The following is a 6,099-nucleotide window of genomic DNA, read 5'->3' on the forward strand; positions in this document are numbered from 1 at the left end:
TATTTGTTATTAAACTATCCAAAAAACTTTTTATTTGAGCTTGACCAGCTACTGTTAAAGTATTACCATTTACTGACTGAATTCTTGTAGCATAACTACTTAAAATATTAGTTGTGTTTATTCCATTTGTAACTAATGAACCGCTACTACAAGAAGAATTAGTACCCAAAGGATTAGAACAAGAAACACAATATGAAAACACTTTACATAAATCGCTAGATTGAGTTGTATATGTTGTACCATTAGTACCACTTATTAATGCATTATTTGAATACCATTTATTGACACAGTTTGTTGAATAACTCCAAGTCCCTTGATTTGCTATTAGATTATTTCCTGTTGAGGTAACAATACCAGACGAATTTAACCCCAATCCATTTAATGATGCAGATACACTATTTATAGGAGCTGAAAAATTAATACTAATTGCAGATAAATTAGAAGATGAAACAGAAGTTCCAGATGAATTTTTTACAACAAGAATAAAATAATACGTAGTTCCAACGACAAGATTTGTCCCAGCAACCACCGAAGTAGAACAACTTAATATAGAAATATTAGAACAGACTAAAGACCCTGTTCCAGTTGTTATAGAAGAACTTGTCGAAGAATAAACATAATAAGTAACAGGGGCAGATCCATAACTATAAGCACTCCAGCTCAAACTTATTGATGTTGTATTAGGAATAGATGCCTTTAAACCCGTTGGCGCAGTTACAGGAACTGTAATTACCGTTAAAACATTTGAATTAATTGATGAACTATTTCCATTAGTTGCAACGACTCGAAAATTATATGAAGTATTTTCAGTCAATCCTGTTATCGAACAAGATACTGCTGTAGAAGGCGAAACAGAAGTTAATGTACATGTGGGGGATATTTGAATACCAGATTGATAAACAGTATAATTCACATTTGAAGAACCAACACTCAAAGTCCAATTTAAAGTTAAACTTGTTCCTGTTGTGTTGTTACTTTGTGTAATGGAAAAAGAAGTTCCTGATGTAAATTTAGTTGTCACTAACAATGAATTAGAACTTATACTAGTTGAACCTCCAGTTGCATTATTAGTTGCAGAAATAGAAAATGAATAATCTGTATTTTGTATCAATCCATTTACAGTACATGAAACTTGAGTTAAAGAGGGAGTTTTGGCTGTCAATGTGCATGTTGAAATATTAGATGCAGAGACAGCGCTTCCAGAAGATAAAACAGAATAATTAACGGATGCATTTCCAACATTCATTACCCAATTTAAAGTAACAGAAGTATCTGCTACTGTTCCAGATGATAAAACAAAAGAAGTACCCGTTGTAAATTGAGTTATGACTGTTATTGGTGAAGTTGTGACAGTATTACCACCTCCCGTAGCATTATTTGTTGCTTGAACTTTAAATATATAACTTGTATTTTGTGCCAATCCTGTTACCTGACAACTCACAGCAGTTGAAGAAACTGAGACATTTGATAATGTACATCCAAGAATTTGTGATGAAGAAACGGGGCTTCCATTTATTAATATGGTATAATTCATAGAAGAGTTTCCATAATTAAATACCCAATTTAAAGTTGCAGTTAAATCTGTAACAGGAGTTGCCGATACCGAAAACGTTGTTGAAGCAGAAATTTGTGTAATAACATTTAATGTATTTGAAACAATACTTGTGCTTCCCCCCGTTGCCGAATTTGTTGCCTGAATAGAAAATGCATAACTGGTATTTTGTGCTAATCCTGTTACTGTACAAGAAACTTGAGTTGATGATGGTGTTTTTCCAGTCAATAGACACCCTGAGATACTTGAAGACGAAACAGATGTACCAGAAGATAAAACTGAAAAATTAACAGAAGATGTCCCCACATTCATTATCCAAGTTAAAGTAGCCGTTGTATCAGAAGTTGATCCTGCTGATAAAACAAATGTCGTTGCTAAAGTAAACTGAGTAATTATACTTACTGAATTTGAGGTAATTGTAGAAGTAGCCAAAGAAACGTTTGTTACTTTAACAGAAAATGCATAAGAAGTATTTTGATTGACTCCTGTAACATTACAACTTACTTGTGTACTTGAAGGAGTTTTATTTGATAAACTACAAGTAGATACTTGACTTGCAGAAACGGCAACACCATTCTGTAAAATTGTATAATTAACATTTGAATTTCCATAATTAAATACCCAACTTAAAGTAACAGAAGTATCTGAAATATTTGAAGCAGTAGGTGTAAACGTTGTATTCGATGCAATTGGCGTTACAACAGCCAGATCATTTGATATCACTGTAGTTGAACCAAGAGGAGCATTATTCAATGCTTTTACGGCAAAATAATATTGTTGATTTTGAGACAAGCCTGATACATTACAAACATTTGTTGCCGTTGGCAAGGAACTTGAAACAGCAGGAGAGCAATTAATAACAACACCTGTTGATGCAGCAGATGCTGAATTTGATTGAAATACAGCATAAGAAATAGACTCACTACCTGCATTCAAATTCCAGGTCAATGTTAAAGAAGTAGATGTTAAATTCGAAACACTTAAACTGTAACTATCTGTCGGATTAAATTGAGTTGTAACAGAAATGGCGCTTGAAGAACTTGAAGAAAGAGATGAAATAGAACCTACCGCATCTGTAACTGCAATAATTTTATAATAATACTTAGTATTTTCAGTTAATGCTGGTGATGTATTATCAACACAACTTAATTGTGATGGAGATGATGAAGCTGTATAAAACCAACAAGAAAATACAACACCGGAATCTGTTATATTAAAACTACTTTGAGAGGAACGATAAACTTTATATGTAATTCCTAAGTTTGTTACGTTATTATCCCACTGCAAAGTTGAAGTATTATTTGAAGCTCCTAAAATAGAAAATCCTGAAGGCGAAATAGGAGTTGTCACAGTAATATATTCAGCATTTGCATTAACCGTTCCATTTGAATTTTTTGCTCGAACCATAAAATAATAAGTTGTGCCTGCACTTAAAGATGCAATTGTAGTTGACTGACTAGCTCCAGCAACGGCAACAATACTTGAAGTATTTGTATAAGTTCCAGAAACAGTTCCATAAGTCACATCATAACTCGTTGCTCCAGAAGACGTTGTCCACGTTACATTAGCTGTGTTTGTTGCAGAGAGAATCGAAGTTATGGATAAACTTCCAATTGGTACACCAGATGCTTCCGTTCCAATAAAAGTTCCCCCAATACTTCTTGTTACAGAAAGAGCAAAATAATATGTTTGACCATTTGTTAATCCAGAAATTGTGCAGGATAAAGTTAACAAGGCATCACATCCCAACACATTTCCGCTGATTGCTTGGCCTGATGTTGAAGAATAATAAATTTTATAATTTGTTGCGTTTGTTACTGAAGACCAACTCACAGTAATTTGAGAATTTTGCGCTGTTACTTGTAATAATGGAGAATTTAAAGGAGTCGCCGAAGCTTCTGCAGATTGAGTTGTTGCCGTTGTATTTGTTCCTGTGTTTGAAGCAACAATAGTATAATAAATCGTTTGACCAAGAGTTCCTACCGTAAAATTACATGGAGAAGAAGAACAAGCCGTTAATGTTCCTGTGGCTGGAACAGAGCCTCCAACCGTTGTTGAACTATATACCTTGTAAGAAGAAGCACCCGATGCGCCACTCCAACTTAAATTAATATTTGTTGAAGATGTTACAGTTGTAACAGAGGTAATTGGTGTAATTGGTGTTACCGTTGTAGCAGAACTTGCAGCTAAAGAATCTCCGCCAGGGGTAAATGCTGTTACTTTATAATAATAAGGACTTCCATCAACCGTGGGAACAATATCAATACAAGAGCGACTTGAATCTGAAATATTTGTGCATCCATTTACATTTTGATATCCAGAACCTAATACTCTAGATCTTTGTACATAATATGAAGTAATTGCCGATGTTCCAGATCCAACACTGGAAGCCCATGTAATCGTAACAGAACCATCTGTTGCACTTGTTGTGGGTGCTGTTGGTGTGTTTGGTTTTGTTGTTACTGTAATAGCAGTAGAGGTAACTGTATTTTGTGAGTTTGTTGCCGTAACAACATAATAATAAACTGAACTTGATACCATTGTACTATCGGTGCAAGTATTACTTGCACCGATAGTACAAATAGCCCCTCCAGATGTACTGACGGGTAAAGATGTCGAACGATACAAAGAATAATTTACAGATCCATTTCCAGATACCGCATTCCATTGAAACGTTCCCGTTGTAGTTGAATAAGATATATTTGATAATACAGGAGGCGTTGCCAATGCAGTTGTATTAGTCTGAGTTGTAGAATTTTTTGTTGTTGGTGTAATGGTTGAGTTGGAAGCTGTTACCATATAATAATAAATATTATTTTCACTTAACCCCGAATCTGTAAATGTTGTTAAAGCGGATGGAGTATTTATAGGTGCCCCCCAGCTTCCTACAGCACCGGTTAAAGATCGATATAATTTATAAGTAACTGTTCCATTATTTGCATAAGAATTCCAATTTAGAGTAATGGAGCTTGATGTAATATTCGTTGCTGAATTAAATGTTGGCAGCGATTGTAAGTCCGTTGTTACTGAATATGTTGTTGAATTAAGAGGTGTTGCCCCTGGAGCATTATTGCTTGCAGTTAATAAATAATAATAAATCGTATTTTCATTTAATCCTGTATCTGAATAACTTGTCCCACTCGTTGTGGTATTAATTGCAGCGCCCCATGTGCCTGCAATTCCCGTTGTAGAGCGATACAAACTGTAAGTAACAGTTCCATTATTCGGGATTGTACTCCATGTCAGTTGTATAGAAGTTGCAGAAGCTGTTGTCGATGTTGTAATAAATGATGGTAAAGTTGCTATTGCTGTCGTAACTAAATATGAATTTGAATTTATATTTGTTGCACCTGAATTATTTGTTGCTGAAACCATATAATAATAATTTGTATTTTCATTTAAACCAGAATCATCATAAAAATTTGCACTTGAAGTAGAATAAATAGCTGTACCCCAACTTCCCGCACTCCCCGTTAAGGAACGGTATAAATTATAGGTAACAGAACCATTACTTGCTGCTGAACTCCAACTTATTTTCAAAGCAGAAGAAGTAACATTACTAGCTGAAATGATAACTGGAGTAGTGACAAGAGCTGTAGTTACTAAGAATGTGGATGATGTTATTGTTTGGGCACTTGGGGCATTATTTGTAACAGTTAGTTGGTAATAATAATTTGTATTTTCACTCAATAAGGAATCAGAATAAGAAGTTGCTGAATTTGTGGTAAAAATAGCAGAACCAAAACTTCCCAAAGCCCCTGTTGTTGATCGATATAATTTATAAATAACTGTTCCATTATTTGGAATTGAATTCCAATTTAATTTTAAGCTAGAAGTTGTTATACTAGTTGCAGGTGTAATAAAAGTAGGAGTTGTCGAAATCGCTGTAGTTACCTGTGTTACTGCAGAGTTTATAGCAGCAGCTCCTGATAAAGAATTAGATGCTGAAACATAATAATAATAATTTGTATTTTCAGATAAACCTGTATCTGAAAATGAAGTTAAACTAGATGGTGTATTAATAGGACCTATCCATGGACCTGTTGCGCTTGTTGAGCGATATAATTTATAAGTAACGATTCCATTATTTGGTGCTGAATTCCAATTTAAAGTGAGAGCACTGGCTGTTACGTTAGTGGCTGGAGTTATAAATGTCGGAACAGTAGATAAAGCAGTAGATATAGAAAGCACCGAAGAACTTAACGGAACAGCACTTGGAGCTGTATTTGTCGCAGAAACATAATAATAATAGTTTGTATTTTCAGATAAACCAGTATCTGAATAAGTTAATGCAGTTGAAGATGAGTTTATTGGCCCTGTCCATGGGCCAGTTGCACTTGATGTAGAACGATACAGTTTATACGCAACTGTTCCATTATTAGGAGCAGAATTCCAATTTAATGTCATAGCAGATGGAGTAATATTTGTTGTTGTACTAAAAGATGGAATTGTACTTAATGCTGTAGTTGTAGACACTATACTTGATTGAGCCGATTCTCCTAGTGAATTAGATGAAGTAATTACATAATAATAATTTGTATTTTCGC

Annotated in this window: 1 protein-coding gene; it reads right to left on the reverse strand. The window is 34.4% G+C overall.

From position 1 onward, the window contains the following. Positions 1–6,099: fibronectin type III domain-containing protein (locus ACIQ56_RS16700; protein ID WP_397602166.1), on the reverse strand; the 6,099-nt coding region annotated here is incomplete at both ends.

This window comes from Silvanigrella sp. (assembly GCF_044369315.1).
Lineage (GTDB): Bacteria > Bdellovibrionota_B > Oligoflexia > Silvanigrellales > Silvanigrellaceae > Silvanigrella.